This window comes from Teichococcus deserti (assembly GCF_001982615.1).
Lineage (GTDB): Bacteria > Pseudomonadota > Alphaproteobacteria > Acetobacterales > Acetobacteraceae > Pseudoroseomonas > Pseudoroseomonas deserti.
Genome location: NZ_MLCO01000425.1, coordinates 1 through 2,359 on the forward strand (window position 1 = coordinate 1; position 2,359 = coordinate 2,359).

At 76.3% G+C, this 2,359-nt stretch carries 3 protein-coding genes; 2 read left to right on the top strand and 1 reads right to left on the bottom strand.

Translation table 11 applies throughout. The features are described from left to right. Positions 1–884 (bottom strand): hypothetical protein (locus tag BKE38_RS28450; RefSeq protein WP_207553713.1); only part of this gene is annotated, 884 nt, incomplete at its 3' end. Positions 885–1,119: 235 nt separating this feature from the next. On the opposite strand from BKE38_RS28450, the gene BKE38_RS28455 reads away from it, so the two are divergent. Both BKE38_RS28455 and BKE38_RS28460 read left to right on the top strand, forming a co-directional pair. Next, positions 1,120–1,473 (top strand): hypothetical protein, encoded by a 354-nt coding sequence (locus tag BKE38_RS28455; RefSeq protein WP_076960511.1) that lies wholly within the window; start codon positions 1,120–1,122, stop codon positions 1,471–1,473. A gap of 7 nt (positions 1,474–1,480) precedes the next feature. After that, a partial coding sequence (locus BKE38_RS28460; protein ID WP_076960512.1) for an NAD-dependent epimerase/dehydratase family protein occupies positions 1,481–2,359 on the top strand: 879 nt, incomplete at its 3' end.

A 2,359-nucleotide genomic window follows, 5' to 3' on the forward strand; every position in this document is an offset into this window, starting at 1 on the left:
CGCGCCCGCCAGGTCGAGAGATCGACCGAGGACAGACTGCCGCCGGGATAGACCAGCCGCTCGGCCAGCCAGCGCACCGGGCCGCCCAGCGCCAGGAAGGTCAGCGCGGCGGCGGCGCCGGAGGCCAGCGGCCCCAGCTCGGCCAGCGCCGGCACGGAGGAGGCCAGGGCGATCACCAGGGCGCCCGCGACACCCAGCAGCGTCCAGGCCAGCGCCCGCCGCGCCCAGGCATTGGCCACCAGGATTCGGTAGCGCAGCACGCCATAGACCAGGATCACCGGATAGAGCGGCAGCGCCAGCAGCGGCCAGGGATAGACCTCGAGCCGCAGCGCCACGGCGGCATAGCCCGCCATGCAGGCCGCGCCCCAGCCGGAGGAGGCGGCGACCGCCAGCCGCTGCCGCCGCAGCAGCCCGCTGGCGCGCCAGGCGCCGTGCAGCAGGATGGCGGAGCCGGCGATGGCCAGCCCGCCCCAGACCAGGCTGGCGGCCCAGCCGACGGCATTGGGCATGGCGATGAAGCGGATGCCGGCATAGGGGCCGAAGCTGCCCGGCGGGACAATCAGCGACAGCAGCATGGCGCCGCCGCCCAGGGCATAGGCGGCAGGCAGCAGCCAGCGCGGCGCCCGCGCCTCGACGAAGACCAGGCAGAAATGCAGGAAGACGGCGGAGGTCAGCGGCGCCGTCGACAGCAGTGCCAGGCCGGTGCCCTCGGCGCCGGCGCCATGGAGCGCGGGGGCCAGGTTGCCGCCGATCCACAGCCCGACGCCGACCAGGAACAGGATCAGCTGGGGGGCGCCGGGGACGCGGGCGGCGTGGCGCGCCAGCACGCCGGCCAGCAGCAGGGAACCGATCAGGGCCAGGCCCAGGCTGAGATGCAACACCATGCGTCGTCTTCGTGCAGGAACCGGGCCAGGGGCGAAGGCCCCGCGGCAAGCTGCCAGCCGGTGGCGGACCTGTAAACGCGGTTTACAGGCCCGCCGCGGCGCCTGACTCCGCGGGCGACAGGGGAAGCCGCCGTCCCGCGGGTGAATCCCGCAAGATCAAGGGGCTGCAACCGCAAAGAAGGCTGGCATGGGCCTTGCGCCTTCTCCTCCGCCGCAACCGGCAAGGAGAAACATCGTGATCACCTGGACCGAGCTGGGCGCCGTGCTGGCGCTGACCCTCTTCGCCACGCTGGGTGTCGCCGGCATCCTCTGGCGCCCGCTGCACGACCTGCTGGAGCGGATCTGGCAGAGCCCGGTGCCCGCCCGCTTCTGGACCCGCTTCGCCACGCTGATCATGGTCAGCTGCGCCGTCTTCATCGTCTGCCTGACGCTGGGCCGCAGCGGCGCCTCGGTGGAGATGGCCCGCCACGCGCTGGGGCTGATCGCCTTCGCCATCCTCTGCGGGCTGTTCATCCTGGGTATCGTCATGGCCGACATGGCCCGGCCGCGCGCGCCGCTGCCCGCCGCCCGGCCCGGCCCGGAGGCCTGAGGCGGCCATGCGCATCCTGCTGATCGGCGCGCGCGGCTTCCTGGGCGCCCGCCTCGCCGCCCGGCTCGAGGCCGAGGGCCATGTGCTGCGCTGCCCCGGCCGGGCCGAGCTCGACCTGGCCCGCGCCCACCAGGCCGACTGGCCGGCGCTGCTGCAGGGGGTCGAGGCGGTGGTCAACGCCGCCGGCCTGCTGCGTGGCGCGGCGATGGAGGCGGTGCATCACCACGGCCCCGCCGCGCTCTTCGAGGCCAGCGCCGCCGCCGGCATCCCGCGCCTCGTGCAGATCTCGGCGCTGGGCGCCGCGGTCGAGGCCGGCAGCGACTTCCTGCGCGGCAAGGGCCGGGCGGAGGCGCATCTCCTCCGCCTGCGCGCGGCCGGCGGGCATGACGGCTGGTGCGTGCTGCGCCCCTCGCTGGTGGTCGGGCGCGGCGGCGGCAGCACCGGGCTGTTCGCGGCGCTGGCGGCCCTGCCGGTGCCGCTGCGCCTGGCCGAGGGCCGCTGGCCGATCCAGCCGCTGCATGTCGGGGATCTCTGCGCTGCCGTCGTGGCGCTGCTCGCGGCGCCGCGGCCGCTGCCGGCCAGCCTGGACCTGGTCGGGCCGGCCGTGCTGACCACGGATGCGCTGACCGCCACGCTGCGCCGCTGGCTCGGCCTCGCGCCACGCCCGCCGATCGCCCTGCCGGCGCCGCTGCTGCGGCTGGCGGCGCGGCTGGGCGCGGTCTGGCCCGGCGCGTCGCTGACCCCGGAGACGCTGGCCATGCTGGCCGCCGGCAGCACCGGCGACCCGGCCCCGGCCGAGGCGGCGCTGGGCTGGCGCGCCCGCCCCCTGCCCCTGGCACTGGCCGCCGAGCCCGCCGTCGCCGCCGACCGCTGGCATGCCCGGCTG